We start from the raw sequence: 17,686 nt of genomic DNA on the forward strand, positions 1-17,686 counted from the left end.
ACACCTAGAAATCAAGCCCCAGAATAATCCATTCATCAACATAATCCCAAAAAGGGATTGGGTAAATGGGCAACTCATCCTTTGACCAGAACACTCCACCTTGACTCATTGGTTTAGACAAGTCTAATACGAGATACTTTCCCATACCATTGCTAAAAAAATTGTAATAACAGGAAATGTCATTTGTTAACTGATCCTCAAATTCCCAGTCATAATCGGCTATTGGTTCAATCATATCTAGATCGTCTAATCCCATGCTTTTACTCGTATAATCATTAAACCCTGCATGAATGTGTGTATAGAAATCACGGATACTCCCGTCAAGTTCTAGTTTGAACTGATTAAAGTGGTCTGTAAACTCTCGGTCCGAAATCGGCATTTTACCCTCATAAAATACTAGACTCTGACTCTGATACGTTCTAATCGAATAAAGCAATGAGTAATTGTTTCCAATTTTGATAAGATCTATATCTTCTGAAAATTCCTCTAGATATGAGATTGTATTGCTGAGTTCCTCAGCTAGATATTTTTTCCATTCTCCTAGGATGATTTGTTTTCTTTTAGAAAAATCTGATGTTTGAAACGCATCCCGCCAATATTGTGGAATAGGATGATTGGACAGATTTTCAAAATTAGATAAAATCTCGACCATCTCTCCAAATGGCACATATTTCTTTAAAAAATTTAATTTTTCATTCATAAACTATCTCTATTCATTTCTGTAAAATCCCCTTGACGCCACTTTTCTTCAACTCTTAAGTCCTAGATAGATATAGTTTCGGGTCACAGGACAATCTTTTTCATCCTCACCCTAAAATAAAACCGATGTTCTCCAAATTCTTAATCCTTGCTTTTTAACTCAAGATCAAATTAGCTACAATAGGACTGACAAATACATAGAGAACACCTGTAACACCGATAGCTAATCCTCCCATAGCACCTGCAACTGGTCCATAACGAAAGGCCGTTCCAGTTCCAACAGCGTGACCTGTTCCACCCAGGGCTAGCCCAACAGCAACTGGATCATCTATTTTTAGCCATTTTAGAAGTGTTGGTCCGATAACGCTGGTCAAAATACCAGTCGCTACGACAACTACTAGAGTCACAGTAGTCAAACCTTGCAACTTTTCTGTAATCCCTACTGCCATAGCGGTCGTTACTGACTTAGGAAAGAGGGAAATAGCTAGGAAAAAGTCCATGCCAAAGATTTTTGCGACTAGAGCGGTAAAAATCGTATTGACGACGACAGCTAGGAAGCTCCCCAGCAAGATACTTCTGACATGATGCTTCATCAAGTGGAAACTCTTATAGAGGGGAATTCCTAGAGCCACTGTTGAAGGAACAATCAAGTTGTTAAGATAAACCCCACCTTGGTAGTAATCTTGGTAGGAAATGCCAGTTACCTTTAGAAAGATAATTATAAAAATAGCTGACAGCAACAAGGGAGTCGTTAAGGGATGAGGATAGCGTCTGAAAATCATCATTCCCCCAAGATAGGCTAAGATTGACAAAGCAATCCCAAATAGGGGATTGGATACAAATTCGCTCATTTAGCACCTCTTTCTTCGTAGTCACCTTCATAGCGTTTTTTGATAAATTGAACCACAAGCGCAATCAAGATGATATTAATCACTGCTGCAAAAAAGACAATCAAGACAATCGGCAGAAGATAGGGAGCAATCACATCAAATTTTTCCATAATTCCAACCGCAGGAGGTAGAAAGAGAATGGTCATGTTGGCTAGGAGAAAATTTCCAACCATGTTGACATGGCGAATGCGCAGCCACTTGAACTGCAAGGCAAGAAACAGAATAATCAAGCCGATGATACTTCCTGGTATGGGCAAATGAAAAAAACTGGAGATTCCTTCACCGATTAGAGAAATCACAAAGAGAATCATTAACTGAACATATAACTTCATTGTAAACTCCACAAATAGACTTTCTGCATACCAGTTTACTCTTTTTTCAGAAAATTTCAAGGAAATATATAAGAAACATCCTTCTTGCTATCCAAGCCAAAAAGGTGTATACTAATTGCGTGCGCAAGCATCATAGATGCACTAGTATGATTACACTATTATAGAGGGAAAGGAGATGGACATGACTTACTTAGAAAAATGGTTTGACTTCAACCGTAGGCAAGTAGAGCTAGAAGGTATTTTAGAAGAGACCATCGCTGAGCAGAGTGAACAAACCTTGACACTCAAGGAATTTTACCTCTTGCACTTTCTAAATCAGGCTGAAGGCAAATCCCTACGACAAATCGACTTGCCAGACAAACTCCACCTGAGCCCTAGTGCTGTTTCACGGATGGTGGCTCGTCTGGAAGCCAAGAACTGCGGCTTACTTAGTCGGAGATGCTGCGACCAGGACAAGCGAGCTAGTTTTATCTGCCTCACTAGCGAAGGCCAGACTACCTTGGCTTATTTACAAACAGCTGTTGAAGAAAGTTTAAAGACAAAAGCCAACTGGTTATCCTAAAACATTTTTTTAAAAAACTTGCGTGCGCAATCATTTTTCTTGACATTCCTTTTTTCAAGGAGTAAAATGAAAACATGATTTAGCAAAGGAGAATCCTATGATTGAAATCACCTATCTTGACGCCAGCAAGCAAGAGAGAACCATGACCTTCGAGTCTTATGAAGACTTTGAACGTTCTCAACAGGCCTGCCTGATCGGTGTCGCAGACTATTACCCCGTCCAAAAAGTAACCTACAAGGGGCATAATTTGGACTACCATGGGACTTACGGAGATGTTTTCTTCTATCTCATGAAACAAGATTTAAGCCAATATAATTAAAAAGGAGAAATACAATGGCAAAAGCAATTACAGACGCAACATTCGAACAAGAAACTAAAGACGGATTGGTCTTGGTAGACTTCTGGGCAACTTGGTGTGGACCATGTCGTATGCAAGGTCCAATCTTGGACAAATTGTCTGAAGAACTTTCAGAAGATGTCTTGAAAATCGTTAAAATGGACGTAGATGAAAATCCAAATACAGCTCGTTCATTTGGAATCATGTCTATCCCTACTCTTCTATTCAAGAAAGATGGACAAGTGGTTAAACAAGTGGCTGGTGTCCACACAGCTGAACAAATCAAGGCTATCGTAGCTGAATTAAGCTAATCAAAGGAGAGACCAAGTGCATTCATTTGGTCTCTTTTTTCTCGCCCTTTGCCATTTTTCAAAAAATATGCTAGACTGTAATTAGAATATCACGATGTTTGGGACATGCCATCGCTAAAAAAAACCTCTACTTGGTATTTTTTAGCTCCCTCAAGGGAGCTTTTTGCGTGCTCTAAACATTTCCTATTTTGGAAGGAGTACTATGAAACGTCAATCAGCCTTGGTCGTCTTTAGTGGCGGTCAAGATTCAACAACCTGCCTTTTCTGGGCCAAGCAACATTATGAAAAGGTAGAAGCCGTGACCTTTGCCTACGGTCAACGCCACCATTTAGAAATTCAAGTCGCCAAAGAAATCGCCGAGGAACAAGGAATTCCCCACCATATCCTAGATATGTCTCTGCTGGGACAAATCACTGAAAACGCCTTGACCTCTGATCTGGAAATTGAGCAAAAAGAGGGAGAGGTTCCCAATACCTTCGTCGACGGTCGCAATCATCTCTTTCTGTCCTTTGCGGCAGTTCTTGCCAAGCAGCGAGGAATTACAGATATCGTCACAGGAGTGTGTGAAACAGACTTCTCAGGCTATCCTGACTGCCGTGATGTCTTTGTCAAATCCCTCAATGTCACCCTCAACCTTGCTATGGATTACGACTTTGTTATCCAAACGCCTCTTATGTGGCTAGACAAGGCTGAAACTTGGGAATTGGCCGACCAACTCGGCGCCTTTGACTATGTTCGTGAAAAGACCTTGACCTGCTATAATGGCCTTATTGGTACTGGTTGCGGAGATTGTCCTGCCTGCCATCTACGTCAACATGGTTTAGATGTTTATCTCTCACAGAAAGGAGAGGCCTAATGTTTTTTGCACCCAAAGAAATCAAACAAGCAACTGGAGAATCTCTCGTTTACAATCCTTATCGGACTCTAGTCTCTAAAGAATTTACTTTTGATGCTGCCCACCATCTCTTTCACTATGAGGGAAAATGCAAATCCCTGCACGGCCACACCTATCATCTGCAGATTGCTGTCAGTGGATTTTTAGATGAACGTGGCATGACCTACGATTTCGGAGACATCAAAGCAATCTACAAGAACTACTTAGAACCCCACTTGGATCATCGCTATCTCAATGAAACCCTTCCCTATATGAACACGACTGCTGAAAATATGGTTTACTGGATTTTCCAAACCATGAGTCAAGAGTTGCCAGACGAACGTGGTCTCCGTTTGGAATACGTTCGCCTCTATGAGACTCCGACTGCCTTTGCGGAGTTTAGACGGGAGTGGTTAGATGACTAGGGAACGTGTCCTTAAACTACCAGTTTTGGAAATTTTCGGTCCAACCTTTCAAGGTGAAGGTCGTGCTATTGGGCAGAAAACCATGTTTGTCCGCACTGCAGGTTGCGACTATCATTGCGACTGGTGCGACTCTGCCTTTACTTGGGATGGTTCTGAAAAGCCAACTCGTATGACAGCTGATGAGGTCATTGCTGCCTTGGATAAACTAGGGAGCTATGACTATGTGACCCTATCTGGGGGAAATCCTGCTATCCTAGCAGCCAACATGGCCGAGCTGGTCACCAAACTCAAGGAACGCGGTGTCACTCTGGCTGTTGAAACCCAAGGCTCCCGCTGGCAAAATTGGTTAAAAGATATCGACCAAGTCACCCTGAGTCCCAAACCTCCTTCATCCAAGATGGAAGTCAACTTTGAGACCTTGGACTTTATCGTTTCCCAACTAGACCCCGACAAGGTTACCTTTAAAATTCCTGTCTTTGATGATGCAGATTTAGCCTTTGCCAAAGGGATTCAAGAACGCTATCAACCAGATGTTCTCTTCTTATCGGCAGGAAATCCTGAGCCCAAGGCTAGAGGCAATATTGTCCAAGACCAACTGGACCGCCTCAAAGAACTCTGGGAACGTATCGCTGCTGACGACAGCTGGGGCAACGTCCGCGTCCTTCCCCAACTTCATACCCTCCTCTACGATAACCAACGTGGTGTTTAAGATTAGAAAGAAAAAATCATGTCACAACAAGAAGAAATGAAAAACCTCAGCCTCCTCGGCAACAAAGAAACCAACTACATTTTCGAATATCAACCAGAAGTCCTGGAATCCTTTGACAACCGTCATGTGGAAAATGACTATTTTATCAAGTTCAACTGTCCTGAATTTACCTCCCTTTGTCCCATCACTGCTCAACCAGACTTTGCAACTATTTATATTTCCTACATTCCTGACAAGCTCTGTGTCGAGTCAAAATCCCTCAAACTCTACCTCTTTAGCTACCGAAATCATGGAGATTTCCACGAAAACTGTATCAACACCATCGGGAAAGACTTGGTCAACTTGCTAGACCCTCGCTATTTAGAAGTCTGGGGAAAATTCACTCCGCGCGGTGGTATCTCAATCGACCCCTACTATAACTACGGTAAGCCTGGAACCAAGTATGAAGGTTTGGCAGAACAACGCCTCTTTCAACACGATCTTTATCCAGAGAAAATTGACAACCGCTAAACTCATACTCAATGAAAATCAAAGATCAAGCTAGGAAGCTAGCCGCAAGTTGCTCAAAGCACTTCTTTGAGGTTGTAGATGGAAGCTGACGTGGTTTGAAGAGATTTTCGAAGAGTATAATACGAAAAAGCCCTGTTCCTCAAGATGAGGAGCAAGGCTTTTTAAGTTTCAATTATTTTTCAGTTCCAAGGAAGTTTTTAGCAACAAGGGCTGCAAGAACTCCACCAACGATTGGTGCAAGGATGAAAATCCAAACTTGCTGAAGAGCTGCGCCACCTACCAAGACAGCAGGAGCCAAGCTACGAGCTGGATTTACTGAAAGTCCAGTGATGTTCAAGCCAGCTAGAATCAAAGCTGTCAATGACAAACCGATGACCAAACCAGCGATTGCGCCATTACCTTTACTTGCTGATGTTACAGTCATGATGACCAAAACAAACAAGAATGTTGCGATTGTTTCAAACAAGAAACCACCAAAGACAGTTACACCGTTTGCCAAGGCATTTTCACCAAGACTTGCAGTTGACATACCTGAATTTGCCAAGAGGAAGAATACAGATCCAGATGCAAGGAAAGCACCAACCACTTGTCCGAGGATGTAGTTTACAAGCTCTGAAGATGACAAACGTTTGTTTACAAACATAGCGATAGAAACAGCTGGGTTCAAGTGAGCACCTGAAACAGTTCCGATTGAGAAGGCTGCGACTACGATTGCTAAACCAAAGGCAAGAGCAATCCCAAGGTGTCCAAGTCCTTCAACACCATTTCCAAAAACAACAGCTCCTGTTCCGATGAACACAAGCATAAAAGTACCGATTAATTCAGCAACAAATTTTTTCATGTTAAGTCTCCTTTTTTCAAACTATGTATTAGTCTATCAGAAGAAGGAAAGGGTTTCAAGAAAAGTGCTTGGAAATTTTGTGTAAGTTTTCACATTTAATAATCGAAATCTAATATTGAAAAGATTGAATAGCTTTTTTCAAGTCATCTTGTAAACTATTTCTCTGATCGAGTTGGACATAGACTTCTAAGAGACAAGATCTAAAATTAGAAAATCTATAAAAATCTTCCCTCTCTTCTATCGGGAAATCAAGTGACTTTATCCAAGAAGCCAGTGTCGCTTGCTCCACCTTTCCTTGCAAAATAGGTTCGTAAAGGACTCTGGCCAAGCGCCAGTCCTCATCATCTATAAACCGAATCGTAATTCTTTTAAATAGTTGGCCAAGTATGTCAAATACTTCATGAACTCTATTTTTAGAAAATTCTGGATGACAAACAACTTCAGTCAAAAGATCAGCCCCATGAGCAAAAGCATGTACCCAACCAAACTGACTTGAAAAACCTGTCGTATCCTCTTCTTTTTCAAGGTAATGCAACCCTTGATCGAGCAACGTATTTCTGATATCAGTTTTAAGCACTTGATAAAAAAGAGACTGTTCATTGCCATCAGCAGATAAGAGATTAGCATAAATAAGGGCACTAAAAGAACGTTCAAGCGTTGAAGCTCCTGTCTTATCAATCTCTTTATCTAGGCCACCATCAGAAACAATCATAGCAGCAATCAGCTGAAATTGCTCCTTGGTAAATAACTCTTCTTGAATCCCTCTAGCCAGACTGGTAAAAACCAATTCATCGCGAATCTCCGGACTAGTATCCCCTAAGTGCTCAAGCAACCACTGGAGTTCTTTTTGACTATAACTCGGTTTTTCTTCTGTTATTTTTCTAAGTAAGTCTTGATACATGGTCAATACCTCTACATTTCTAGCAACTTGATATAATCCAGACCCCATTTCTCGACAGCATCTAAAACAACTCTGAATTCCTGCCCCATTTCGGTTAAGCTGTACTCAACTCGTGGGGGAACTTCCGCATAGACCTTTCGTTGAACAATCTTATCCTTTTCTAATTGACGGAGATGACGGGTCAAAATAGTTTGAGTAATCCCAGGCAATAATCTCTGCAATTCTTTAAATCGTTTGGTACCCGTACTCAACTGATAAATGATTACCAGTGCCCATTTCCCCGTTAAAACCCTCTGCGTTGTCGCAAATGGACAAATACCATACTCACTCACTTTATTTGTCATAAAATATCTTCTTTCTATTTTTTTAAAAAAATTTATCTTTTAGTATCAATAATAGTACTACTTTTGATACTAGCTATCAAAAAAGTGTCTACTTGTTTTTTTGTTTGTAACTGTTACAATTATATCATAAAAAAGAAATGGAGAATATATATGTCAACAAACTTAGAAATTTTCAATGCTTATAACCAAGCTTTAATTGCTGGTGACTTTCCTGGTGTCTTTGAAACGATGGCAGATGATATTGTCTGGCATCAACCTGGTACTCATAGTATATCTGGTACAGTTGTTGGTAAGGACAAGCTAGGAACTCACCTGGCTACATTTGCTGAGAAAACTAATGGAACCTTTAAGGTGATAACAAATTGGGTTTCTGATAATAAGGATTTAATCGCAGCCAATGTTACTTTTCTTGGAACACGTGCTGATGGTACTGAACTCAATATGAACGGGATTGACCTCTTCCGTATTGAAGACGGAAAAATCAAAGAAGTTTGGCTCTTCTCTTCAGATCAAGCTGAAGAAGATAGCTTTTGGAGATAATTTAAGAGGCCAGGACAAAAAATTTTGATTTTAGGAATTCTTTATTCTAAATTTTTAAATCAATAGATTAGATAAAAAAGCGAACAAGACAGAATTCTGAGTGTCAGATAACTCGTTTTGTTAGCTTTTTATATTTAAGGTTAGACTCTTGTCCCAGACTCTTTTAATTTACTCTCCCAACTGGGCACTGTAGGCGATAATCTGATCAACTGTGTCAGACAAGAATTGGATGGTATCACGGAGTGGTTTATCTGTAGAGATATCTGCTCCGATAATCATAGCTGACTCAAGTGGTGTCTTGCTACCACCAGACTTGAGGAGATTGAGCCAGTCTTCAGCTCCAGTTTCTGAATTTTTTAGATGCAAGTAACCCGCTGTTGAGATAACCAAACCTGCTGAATAGGTATAACTATACAAGCCCATGTAATAGTGAGCTTGGCGCATCCAAGTCAAAGCCGCATCGTCGTCAATCTCAATGGCATCTCCCCAGAAGTCTGCCAAGACTTCCTTCATAATGCTATTGAGTTTACTTGCTCCAAAGGTCTCCCCTTCTTCAATCAGTGTATACACCTTACGTTGGAAGGCTGCTTCCAAGAGGTGGGTGATGAAATTATGGAAGTAGGTATCTGTCAAGCGGTGAGCAAGAGCGAAGCGTTTTTGACGAGGATCATCAGACTGATGCTCCAAATAATCACTGAGAAGCAATTCATTGAAGGTTGACGGCGCTTCGACATAGTAGGTCGACATGTGGGCATTAAAATAGCTTTGGTAATTGTCTGAAAAGATAAATTGACCAGAATGCCCGATTTCATGAATCAAGGTATAAACATCGCTCAAACGACCTGTCCAGCTCATGAGAACGTATGGATGCACACGGTATGGATCAGCTGCATAGCCACCAGAATCCTTGCCACTATTGGCAGCAAAGTCCACCCAGCGTTCTTCTTGATAGCGAGCAACTTCCTGACAATATTCTTGTCCCAAAGGTTCTACTGACTTCATGACCAAATCATAGGCATCATCAATGCTAACCTCTGGATTGAGAGCACTGTCCAAGTCCAATTTCCAATCCGCAAAGGTCATCTTTTCAAGACCATTCACCTTGGCAACATGCTTGAGATATCGCTGAGCAACTGGCGCAAAGTCCTTCATGATGAGGTCAATCTGACGATCAAACATGGCACGGTCTACTTCTTGTTCAGCCAGAAGATAATCAAAAACTGAGCCGTATCCCTTCATATCTGCCAATAGTTTTTCAGACTTGACTTGAGCAAGGTAGGCTGCAGCTGCCGTATTTTGGTGCTTACGTAGTCCTTCTGAGAAAGAACGGAAGGATTTCTCACGAACCTCAGCGTCCTCGTGGTTTTGGTAGAAGTTTTCATAGGTCACAAAGCTGTTTTTGTAGGTTTTTCCATGGGCTTCAAAATCAGCCATTTCAAAGTCCCCAGCTCGCATTTTAGTATAGATATCCTGTGGACTGTAGAAAACTTCACCCAGATTGGTCAAGGCCTTCTCCACATCAGCCCCAAGATAGTGGGCTTTTTTGATTTTGGCTTGACGAATAGCTGCCGTCAAATGTGGCAAGTCACCCAAACGGTCCAAGACTTCTTCATCTGCTGCTACCAAGGCGTCATCAAAGAAGGTCAAAGCTACGCTAGCATCTGTCTCAAAGTCCATCCCAGCCTGAGCGATATTAGCAAAATCTTCATTACCATAGTCTGTCGTCTGAGGCATAAAGCTGTAATTGCCAATATGACTCATCTGAATGTAGATTTGTTCCAATTCCGCAAAGGCCTTCTCGAAATCTTCAAAAGTGTGAAGATTGCCCTTGTAGTCACGGCTAAATTGATTGATGTCTTCACGCGCCTTTTCAATGGCACGCAAGAAATCCTCACGATCTTGGTATAGGGCTGTCAAGTCCCAAAGTTCCTTTTCGGGAAATTCTGAACGGTGTTTTTGTTCCATTTTCTTCCTCTTATTTCTCTAATTCTAATAAAACACTTATAGCAGATAAGGCATAAAGCGGTGCTGTTTCTGCTCTTAGAATCCGAGGCCCAAGTCCTGCCAGAACAGCTCCTTTAGCTTCAAAACTTTCAATTTCCGCAGGTGAAAGACCACCTTCTGGTCCAAAGATAAAGAGCAGTTTTGCTCCTTTTTCAAGACCCGAGGCTGCCTGTATAAGGGCAGCGGATTCTCCTTCTTTAGCCGACTCTTCATAGGCCACCACGATGCGATCAAACTGGTCCAGTTGTGCTAGAAAGTCTGATTTTTTCTCAAACAGCTTGATACTTGGAACGAAGTTACGCTTGCTTTGTTCGGCTGCTCCGAGGGCGATTTTTTCTAGTTTCTCGACCTTTTTACCCAACTTCTTGCCATCCCACTTGGCAACCGACCAATCGGCAGGAAAGGCCCAGATTTGACTGGCACCGAGTTCTGTTACTTTTTGAGTGATAAACTCAAGCTTGTCCCCCTTGGGAAAGCCGGATGCAATGGTCACTTGAACGGGCAGTTCCACATTGTCATCTAGTTCTTCTACCAACTCAAACTGACGATTTTCCACATCTAGCACGCGCGCCAAGCGCTTAATTCCATCATCAAATACTAAGGTCACCTCATCATCTTCTTTCAAGCGCATAACCTGAAACATATGCTTGCTGGTTTCCTTGTCCTCGATGGTGATAGGAGAGATAGCACTGCCTTTGACAAAATACTGCTGCATCCTAGCCTCCAATCACACCGGAAATATCCTTGGTTTTCTTAAAGACACAGGCATTCCATTCCCCTTGAACCATGTGAGTTTCAAGGAAAAATCCAGCTGACTCAGCCGATTCGCGCACCATATCCCACTTGTCCTTAATAATGCCACTCATGATGAGGTAGCCTTCATCCTTGACCAAGCGGTAAGCATCATCCGTCAGATGAACGAGGATATCCGCCAAGATATTAGCTACAATCACATCTGCCTCAATCTCAACTCCCTTAAGCAAGTCTCCTGCTGCTACATGGATGTTTTCCATACCAGGGTTTAGCTCAATATTTTCCTGAGCAACTCTAACTGCCACATCATCTAGGTCATAGGCGAAAATTTCCTTAGCACCAAGTAGCGAGCTAGCAATAGAGAGGACGCCTGATCCAGTCCCCACATCTAGCACTGTTTCTCCACCACGAAGAACCTGCTCCAAGGCAAAGAGACTCATCTTAGTTGTCGGGTGTGTTCCAGTCCCAAAGGCCATCCCTGGATCTAGCTTGATAATCTTCTCGCCAGCTGTCGCCTCATAGTCCGTCCATGACGGCACGATGGTCAAGTCATGAGTGATACGAGCTGGCTCATAGTATTTCTTCCAATTGTCAGCCCAGTCTTCCTCAGCCAAGGCAGTCGTGCCAATCTTGATTTCTCCTAAGTCCATAAAGTCGGTCAATTCTGAGAGACGAGTTTGCAAGTCCGCTTCCACCACTGCCACATCAACCGTATCAGGGTAGTAGGCGGTCACCACGATTTCCTCTTGTTGCTCGACTTCTGGAAAAATCTCACCGAAGCGGTCCACATTTCCCACATAGTCCATGCTGTCTTCGATTGCTACCCCTTGGGCACCTAACTCAATCAAGAGGTTGGAAACTAATTCCTCCCCCTCACGCTTCACTGTAACTTTTAACTCTTGCCACGTTTCCATCATTAAGATACCAAGCCCGTAAAACACAAAGCCAAAATAGGAAACTCTCTGAAGACGCTTGTGTCTAAGAAAAGTTTATCTTTTTGGCACAGTGTTTAGGGCGGATTCAGTTTAGAAATTTAACTGAACCATCCTTTCTATTTCTCTATCAATTTTTTCATGTAGACCATATCCATGCCTTCTTTTTCAGGTTCGATATGGGTTTGTTGGTAGCCATTCTTCTCGTAGAAGGCGACCATGCCTGCATCCTGTAATACCGTACACAAATCCCATTGTCTAACGGTTGAAAATTCCTCTTCTAGCAAGCGCAATCCTTCAGATCCATACCCTTTTCCCTGATACGGAGGCAAAATCGCTGCTGTTCCCAACCAAGCTTTCGTTAACTCTTCATTAGTCTGAATTCGTAGAAATCCGATTTTATCTTCGTTTTCTTTTACAAAGTAGTAATAGCTATTGGGACGCTCTACTAATTTCCACTTAATTCGTTCGTGGTCCTCCAGATAAGGATCGTATTCATCTTGGTATTTGTCATAAACTGCTTTAAAACTAGCTCTTTGAATGGCAATAATCGTTTCTAAATCTTCTGCTCCTGCTCTCTCAAGTCTTATCATAAACTTTCCTCCAAATAATCCCTCAATCTCCCCTGGAGCTGAGGTACTGCCTGTTTAGACTTCAAAAACTCCTCAATAGGCATCAATTTATAGCCTTGTCCTTCATCTCCGAAGATGATATTGTCAAATTGTTCTTGTCTTAGCTGACCAACCATAAAGACCGATTGCTTGTCTTTAAAGATTACGCTAGGATAAATCTTGCTCCAAAGCAGACAGTCTTCATCTAAATGAATTCCCAATTCCTCATAAACTTCACGCGCTGCGCACTCGAAAGGGCGTTCGTTTCCTTCACGACCACCACCTGGCAACTCCCACATGTTGGGACAAGGGATATCGTCCTTGTCATCACGTAAGATAGTCAAGACCTTATCCCCACAAATCAAGGCAATTTTAGAGCCTGTAAAATCAGAAATTTCTATTTCCATATTAGACTCCTTCGGCTAATTCCTTTTCCAGCTCGGCTAACCAGTTTTCATAATATCTTTTCTCATCCCGCAGCATTCGGCTGCTATTCATTTTCTGTCTAGCAATCTTCATAGCCTTGTGAGTTTGAACTACATCTTTCTTTACCTTAAATTGATACCAAGCTTGAATGACTTGCATATCTGCTGTTTTTAGAGATAAAAAGGATTTGACCCCTCGAATACTTGCATATTCTTCCGCTTTCTTATTATCTCCTTCTATCAGAGCAATTTGAAGAAGGTATAATTGAGAAATAGTTTTAGACATTGGATTATCTGTTTTCTCTAACACAGACTGAAGCTGTTGCTTTGCAAGCTCTATATTATCATCCAATATGAATACCAATCCCTGAAGAGTCTGAACACTTTCTGCAAAACTCCCTCTCGCATCCTCAGCAACAGGCATGATAAAGTCTTTTAAATCATATTCTTGAGGAGCCAGCAAAGTTTGAGCAGAATGTCTCAATACCAAGTAGGCGTATTTGGTATTTTCAGGGTGTTGTCTCAATTCCCAAATTTTCGCTCCATCGGTTATGCCGACTGGCAAAGCATTGTTTAGGAAGAAAGACAAATTCAAAAAAATCCAAGTACCAGCAAAATACCAACTTCTTGTCAAAAATCCAAACAATATCGCCAATAACATCAAGCTGATATGAACCAGCAAGCCTCCTGAAAGCATCAGGATGATTCTTTGATCGCTTTCATCTTCTTTCAATCCAATATACTGAGCACCAACATTTTTCAAAACTGCTGTTCGACTAAGATGAAATCTGTCTGACTTTTTGGTCAAAAGAAAATGTCCTAATCCAAAAGCCACCAGCCGATAGCCTGTCAAGTAGCCACAAAAAGCATGACCCAACTCATGAAGAATAAATATCACATACATGCTTAGAAGAGCGAAGGCATAACCAAAAGTAAAGGCTAAAACTGCGGAATATCCCAACTCTGCAAATGCGATGGTTCCACAAGCAAAAGCTAGCATAATAAAGGCAAAAGCTAGCACATAAACCAAATAAGTCCCAATTTTCTTCATAAAATCTCCAACCAACTCCTAATATCTCGGATAAGGGTAAAATTCTCCTTCTTCCAAGCCTGCTTTTCCTTCTTCAAAGACTTCTTGGTTCCATTCCATAACGAATTCTTCTGCTTCTGGGTCTTCCAAAAAGTCCATGAGGGCATCTAGCCCAACCTCTGCAGTATCTTTGAGAAATAGGGCGAAATAAGCTAAGAATTCACGAGAAAAACCTTTCTTAGGTAAGTAAGGAATGACTGTCAAATAGTCTTCCTCATTAACAGTTGACTTGGCAGGGTTGTAAAAGAGCACTGCTTCCTCAAAGAGGATATCGTCTGATGACACCTCTCCGTCTTCATCCACCATCTCAACTCCTGCAGGATTTTGTGCTTCTAGTAAAAAGCTCACTTCAACCGCATGATTGCGCTTGTCCCAACTAATCTCATAGTCAAAAGGAAAGTTCTTGTCCAACTCTTCTTGTAAAACATCTAAAAATCCATATGTTGCCATTTTGTCCTCTTTCTATACGATTCTTTAATCGCCCCGAATACTCGGAAATATGCTAAAATAGATACTACCATATTACCACATATACATCAGAAAATCCATGTTAGAAAGGACTGCTATGCCAGACAATCTCGCACTTCGTATGCGCCCCAAAACCATCGACCAGGTTATCGGTCAGGAGCATCTGGTCGGCCCAGGAAAAATCATCCGTCGCATGGTGGAGGCTAACCGCCTATCGTCTATGATTCTCTATGGACCTCCGGGTATCGGAAAAACCAGTATCGCCTCAGCCATCGCTGGAACGACCAAGTATGCCTTTCGGACCTTTAATGCGACAGTTGATAGTAAAAAACGTCTCCAAGAAATCGCCGAAGAAGCCAAGTTTTCAGGTGGTCTTGTACTACTCCTAGACGAGATCCACCGCTTAGACAAGACCAAGCAAGACTTTCTCCTGCCACTTTTGGAAAGTGGCCTGGTCATCATGATTGGTGCGACAACTGAAAATCCTTTCTTTTCTGTCACTCCAGCCATCCGTAGCCGTGTTCAGATTTTTGAATTGGAACCTCTGTCTAACCAAGATGTCAAAAAAGCCATTCAAATCGCCTTGACTGACCCTGAACGAGGCTTTGATTTCCCTGTTGAGTTAGATGATGATGCCCTTGATTTTATCGCAACATCTACCAACGGTGACCTCCGTTCTGCCTTTAACTCACTTGATTTGGCAGTTCTCTCCACTCCAGAAAATGATGACGGTATCCGTCATATCACGCTTGACATCATGGAAAATAGTCTTCAGAGAAGCTACATCACTATGGACAAGGATGGAGACGGACACTATGATGTTCTATCTGCCCTGCAAAAATCCATCCGTGGATCCGATGTCGATGCTAGTCTCCACTATGCTGCTCGCTTGATAGAAGCTGGTGACCTTCCTAGTTTGGCACGCCGTTTGACGGTGATTGCTTATGAAGATATCGGCTTGGCTAATCCCGATGCCCAGATCCATACCGTAACTGCTTTGGATGCTGCGCAAAGAATCGGCTTCCCCGAAGCTCGTATTCTCATTGCCAATGTCGTCATTGATCTGGCACTTTCACCTAAGTCTAACTCAGCCTACGTGGCTATAGATAAGGCCTTGTCTGACCTTAAAACATCGGGGCATCTGTCGATTCCACGTCACTTGCGAGATGGCCACTATGGCGGTAGCAAGGAATTGGGAAACGCCCAAAACTATCTTTATCCCCATAACTATCCTGGTCACTGGGTCAAGCAAGATTATTTGCCAGAAAAAATCCGTGACCATCACTACTTTTCTCCAGAAGATAGTGGAAAATACGAACGGGCCCTGGCTCAACGCAAGGAAACCATTGATAAATTACGAAACTTGTGAAATCCTTTTCAAAAAATTGCATTTTCCTCTTGATTTTTTTTGAAAAAGTGGTATTATATAAACATAGAAACGCTGTGGTGTACGACCTCACACTTAAGTGTTGACCGACTATTTTTTGTATTATTAGGGAAACAAAAGTCTTCTAACAGCATGTAGGCCGTCTCACACGGAAACAGCTTCAGTTAGAGCGAGTTGCCCACCTGCTTAATTGCGCGGGTTCAATACAAACCGTGAAGTTTCGGCACCAATACAGCTTTTTATTTGCCTCCTTAGCTCAGTTGGTAGAGCAGTAGACTCTTAATCTATGGGTCGCAGGTTCGAGCCCTGCAGGGGGCATCTAAATCAACAGGAAAAAGCCTTGATTTCAAGGCTTTTTTGCTTGTCTATAACTGATTTGCCCCATCATTTGCCCCACATTTTTTTTATGAGCAATCTTTCCAGACATCTCTGATTATGAAAAACAAAAAAGCTATCCTACCTTTGCAAATTTGGATAAGATAGCGGAATATTTTAATGCAACTCCAACCCAACTCTTTGGAACGAGTAAAGAGATTGAGTTAGAAAAGAGTGTTCTTGAATCTAATGAATACTCTGATAAAGTAAGTGAAATCTTAAAAGCTGTCAAATACATCGAGCATTTCCTACATACTGATGGACAGTACTTAGAGGATTTACTTTACCTAACAAGAGGCAACCAACTATACACAGAAGATGGAAAAGAGTTGTATATTGATCCAACTTCTCAGAAAAGAACACTTCATACCCAATATGAACCTGGTTTTATTGAAGCAAGAGATAAATCTCCACTAGAGCTCTTAATTGAAAATAAGGAATTGTTTGATAAATAGAAAAAGCGAGGATAACCTCGCTTCAGATTGAAGTTAAAATCTTTAGAAGACACTTTTATAAGGACTTTGTCTTCAATCTGTGAAAAGGAGTGAAAACTCCTTTTCTTTTTGTAAGTCAGACTGAAACTTCCAAATTGTTTATTTATTTTATTGACATTTTCTATAAAAATAAGTACAATAGTTTTATTAGAAAACTATACTATATAGGGGGTATTGAAATGAAATTTTCTAATCGTTTATCGCTATTCCTTGCAGGAGTTGTTTTTGTCCTTTTAGGACTTTTCCTATTTACAAACCCAGTAGCTAATCTTGTTGCTTACAGCTGGTGGATTGCATTTGGTTTACTGGTTTCTTCTATAGCAGCTATTTTAGGCTATTTCTCTGTACCAAAAGAGCTTCGCTCACCAGCTCATCTTTTCCAAGGGATTGTTAATCTTCTCTTAGCTCTTTACCTCGTTGCCTATGGCTTTGTGACGCTGCCAGTTGTCATTCCAACTATTTTAGGAATTTGGTTAATTGTAGAAGCCATTATAGTTTTCTTTAAAGGCAATCGTCTGGGATTGATTTTCCCTATTATTGGCAACCATATCATGTGGATAGCGTTGCTTGCATTTTTACTAGGTCTAGTGATTTTGTTCAATCCAGTAGCTACAAGTGTCTTTGTCGTTTATGTCGTTGCCTTTGCATTTTTAATTGTTGGTTTCACCTATATCCTTGATGCCTTTCGTAAATAATCTAGCTGCCATTTTGGGCATATTAAAAAAGCTGGGAAGTTACATTCTCAGCTTTTTCTGTTGCTTCCTTAGCTCAGTTGGTAGAGCAGTAGACTCTTAAGCTATGGGGCGCAGGTTCGAGCCCTGCAGGGGGCATCTAAATCAACAGAAATAAGCCTTGAAACCAAGGCTTTTTTT

At 41.5% G+C, this 17,686-nt stretch carries 24 protein-coding genes and 2 tRNA genes; 13 read left to right on the forward strand and 13 right to left on the reverse strand.

All coding sequences use genetic code 11. The annotated features are described in order from the left end of the window. Positions 1–4 precede the first annotated feature (4 nt). The 3 genes from QEZ38_RS07340 to QEZ38_RS07350 all read right to left on the reverse strand — a co-directional run bounded on the left by QEZ38_RS07340 (position 5) and on the right by QEZ38_RS07350 (position 1,921). Positions 5–700, reverse strand: a complete 696-nt coding sequence (locus tag QEZ38_RS07340; RefSeq protein WP_281335485.1) for a hypothetical protein — start codon at positions 698–700, stop codon at positions 5–7. A 154-nt stretch (positions 701–854) separates the two neighbouring features. Then, positions 855–1,550: an LrgB family protein gene (locus tag QEZ38_RS07345; protein ID WP_281335486.1), complete on the reverse strand. Its 696-nt coding sequence runs from the start codon at positions 1,548–1,550 to the stop codon at positions 855–857. Beyond that, complete coding sequence (locus QEZ38_RS07350; protein WP_000781321.1) at positions 1,547–1,921, reverse strand: CidA/LrgA family protein; 375 nt, start codon at positions 1,919–1,921, stop codon at positions 1,547–1,549. Before QEZ38_RS07350 ends, QEZ38_RS07345 begins: the two co-directional genes overlap by 4 nt. A 181-nt stretch (positions 1,922–2,102) precedes the next feature. Here QEZ38_RS07350 and QEZ38_RS07355 point away from each other — a divergent pair, with 181 nt between their 5' ends. From QEZ38_RS07355 to queF, 7 genes are all read left to right on the forward strand, one after another. Continuing rightward, positions 2,103–2,483 (forward strand): MarR family winged helix-turn-helix transcriptional regulator, encoded by a 381-nt coding sequence (locus QEZ38_RS07355; protein WP_281335487.1) that lies wholly within the window; start codon positions 2,103–2,105, stop codon positions 2,481–2,483. Positions 2,484–2,580: 97 nt separating this feature from the next. Continuing rightward, positions 2,581–2,802: a DUF4649 family protein gene (locus QEZ38_RS07360; protein WP_281335488.1), complete on the forward strand. Its 222-nt coding sequence runs from the start codon at positions 2,581–2,583 to the stop codon at positions 2,800–2,802. A gap of 14 nt (positions 2,803–2,816) precedes the next feature. Continuing rightward, the gene (gene trxA / locus QEZ38_RS07365; protein WP_001029584.1) at positions 2,817–3,131 is read left to right on the forward strand and encodes a thioredoxin; all 315 of its coding nucleotides are present in this window, start codon (positions 2,817–2,819) and stop codon (positions 3,129–3,131) included. Between the two features lie 202 nt (positions 3,132–3,333). Next, complete coding sequence (gene queC / locus QEZ38_RS07370) at positions 3,334–3,987, forward strand: 7-cyano-7-deazaguanine synthase QueC (RefSeq protein WP_281335489.1); 654 nt, start codon at positions 3,334–3,336, stop codon at positions 3,985–3,987. After that, positions 3,987–4,430 (forward strand): 6-carboxytetrahydropterin synthase QueD, encoded by a 444-nt coding sequence (gene queD, locus QEZ38_RS07375; RefSeq protein WP_281335490.1) that lies wholly within the window; start codon positions 3,987–3,989, stop codon positions 4,428–4,430. The genes queC and queD overlap by 1 nt, the downstream gene beginning before the upstream one ends. Then, positions 4,423–5,139, forward strand: coding sequence for a 7-carboxy-7-deazaguanine synthase QueE (gene queE, locus QEZ38_RS07380; protein ID WP_261098183.1), 717 nt, complete (start codon positions 4,423–4,425; stop codon positions 5,137–5,139). Before queD ends, queE begins: the two co-directional genes overlap by 8 nt. Positions 5,140–5,157: 18 nt before the next feature. Further along, entirely contained in the window at positions 5,158–5,649 is a 492-nt protein-coding gene (gene queF / locus QEZ38_RS07385) for a preQ(1) synthase (RefSeq protein ID WP_000082587.1), read from the forward strand. Positions 5,650–5,821: 172 nt separating this feature from the next. Here queF and QEZ38_RS07390 read toward each other — a convergent pair whose 3' ends face one another. The 3 genes from QEZ38_RS07390 to QEZ38_RS07400 form a co-directional block, all read right to left on the reverse strand. Next, complete coding sequence (locus tag QEZ38_RS07390; protein WP_281335491.1) at positions 5,822–6,490, reverse strand: MIP/aquaporin family protein; 669 nt, start codon at positions 6,488–6,490, stop codon at positions 5,822–5,824. A gap of 109 nt (positions 6,491–6,599) precedes the next feature. Continuing rightward, on the reverse strand, positions 6,600–7,391 hold the full coding sequence (locus QEZ38_RS07395) for a DUF2785 domain-containing protein (protein ID WP_281335519.1): 792 nt from the start codon (positions 7,389–7,391) through the stop codon (positions 6,600–6,602). A gap of 11 nt (positions 7,392–7,402) precedes the next feature. After that, positions 7,403–7,735 carry a winged helix-turn-helix transcriptional regulator gene (locus tag QEZ38_RS07400; RefSeq protein WP_000182730.1) on the reverse strand — a complete coding sequence of 111 codons (333 nt, stop codon included), beginning with the start codon at positions 7,733–7,735 and terminating at the stop codon, positions 7,403–7,405. A gap of 150 nt (positions 7,736–7,885) precedes the next feature. Between QEZ38_RS07400 and QEZ38_RS07405 the strand changes: the two genes are divergently transcribed. After that, the gene (locus QEZ38_RS07405) at positions 7,886–8,275 is read left to right on the forward strand and encodes a nuclear transport factor 2 family protein (protein ID WP_281335492.1); all 390 of its coding nucleotides are present in this window, start codon (positions 7,886–7,888) and stop codon (positions 8,273–8,275) included. A 168-nt stretch (positions 8,276–8,443) separates the two neighbouring features. Here QEZ38_RS07405 and pepF read toward each other — a convergent pair whose 3' ends face one another. The 7 genes from pepF to QEZ38_RS07440 form a co-directional block, all read right to left on the reverse strand. Next, complete coding sequence (gene pepF, locus QEZ38_RS07410; RefSeq protein ID WP_281335493.1) at positions 8,444–10,240, reverse strand: oligoendopeptidase F; 1,797 nt, start codon at positions 10,238–10,240, stop codon at positions 8,444–8,446. A gap of 10 nt (positions 10,241–10,250) precedes the next feature. After that, a complete protein-coding gene (locus QEZ38_RS07415; protein ID WP_281335494.1) occupies positions 10,251–10,994 on the reverse strand; it encodes a 16S rRNA (uracil(1498)-N(3))-methyltransferase in 744 nt (247 codons plus the stop codon). 1 nt (position 10,995) lies between these two features. Continuing rightward, the gene (prmA, locus tag QEZ38_RS07420; protein WP_281335520.1) at positions 10,996–11,946 is read right to left on the reverse strand and encodes a 50S ribosomal protein L11 methyltransferase; all 951 of its coding nucleotides are present in this window, start codon (positions 11,944–11,946) and stop codon (positions 10,996–10,998) included. A gap of 137 nt (positions 11,947–12,083) precedes the next feature. Further along, a complete protein-coding gene (locus QEZ38_RS07425; RefSeq protein WP_153224866.1) occupies positions 12,084–12,557 on the reverse strand; it encodes a GNAT family N-acetyltransferase in 474 nt (157 codons plus the stop codon). Beyond that, positions 12,554–12,982 carry an NUDIX hydrolase gene (locus QEZ38_RS07430; RefSeq protein WP_281335495.1) on the reverse strand — a complete coding sequence of 143 codons (429 nt, stop codon included), beginning with the start codon at positions 12,980–12,982 and terminating at the stop codon, positions 12,554–12,556. Before QEZ38_RS07430 ends, QEZ38_RS07425 begins: the two co-directional genes overlap by 4 nt. Position 12,983: 1 nt before the next feature. Then, positions 12,984–14,051: a site-2 protease family protein gene (locus tag QEZ38_RS07435; RefSeq protein WP_281335496.1), complete on the reverse strand. Its 1,068-nt coding sequence runs from the start codon at positions 14,049–14,051 to the stop codon at positions 12,984–12,986. A gap of 18 nt (positions 14,052–14,069) precedes the next feature. Then, positions 14,070–14,540: a DUF3013 family protein gene (locus QEZ38_RS07440; protein WP_281335497.1), complete on the reverse strand. Its 471-nt coding sequence runs from the start codon at positions 14,538–14,540 to the stop codon at positions 14,070–14,072. A gap of 115 nt (positions 14,541–14,655) precedes the next feature. Between QEZ38_RS07440 and QEZ38_RS07445 the strand changes: the two genes are divergently transcribed. The 5 genes from QEZ38_RS07445 (at position 14,656) to QEZ38_RS07465 (ending at position 17,644) form a co-directional block, all read left to right on the forward strand. Further along, positions 14,656–15,927, forward strand: a complete 1,272-nt coding sequence (locus QEZ38_RS07445) for a replication-associated recombination protein A (protein WP_281335498.1) — start codon at positions 14,656–14,658, stop codon at positions 15,925–15,927. 263 nt (positions 15,928–16,190) lie between these two features. Then, positions 16,191–16,263: transfer RNA gene (locus QEZ38_RS07450), tRNA-Lys, on the forward strand. A 95-nt stretch (positions 16,264–16,358) separates the two neighbouring features. Next, the gene (locus tag QEZ38_RS07455) at positions 16,359–16,775 is read left to right on the forward strand and encodes a helix-turn-helix domain-containing protein (RefSeq protein WP_235084148.1); all 417 of its coding nucleotides are present in this window, start codon (positions 16,359–16,361) and stop codon (positions 16,773–16,775) included. Positions 16,776–16,993: 218 nt separating this feature from the next. Beyond that, a complete protein-coding gene (locus QEZ38_RS07460) occupies positions 16,994–17,509 on the forward strand; it encodes a DUF308 domain-containing protein (RefSeq protein ID WP_000672744.1) in 516 nt (171 codons plus the stop codon). Between the two features lie 62 nt (positions 17,510–17,571). Beyond that, positions 17,572–17,644: transfer RNA gene (locus QEZ38_RS07465), tRNA-Lys, on the forward strand. The last annotated feature ends 42 nt before the right edge of the window (positions 17,645–17,686 follow it).

The organism is Streptococcus taonis, assembly GCF_029948085.1.
GTDB lineage: Bacteria > Bacillota > Bacilli > Lactobacillales > Streptococcaceae > Streptococcus > Streptococcus taonis.